A 253-nucleotide genomic window follows, 5' to 3' on the forward strand; every position below is an offset into this window, starting at 1 on the left:
ACACTGGCCCCGCAGGACGCCGATTTCGATCTCGACCATGTTGAGCCAGCTTGCGTGCTTGGGGGTGTAGTGGAACTCGAGCCGTCGCAAAATCCGCCTGGCTTCGGCGGGCGGGAACGCCTGATAGTAAGCGGTAAGAGCTCCCACGTCCGCAGTGATCAGCGGGCGCGTGCGTAGCGGATCGGCATCCAGTATTGGCGCAGCGCCTCGACGGCCGCTGGGATATCGAGGTGGGCATTGCGAAGAAAGTCCT

1 pseudogene is annotated in these 253 nt (G+C 62.8%); it reads right to left on the minus strand.

The features are described from left to right. Positions 1 to 132, minus strand: a pseudogene (locus tag ACZYOF_RS44840) (transposase); the annotation flags it as partial. Positions 133 to 253: the final 121 nt, after the last annotated feature.

The sequence above is a fragment of the Bradyrhizobium sp. LeoA1Lang genome (assembly GCF_055413685.1).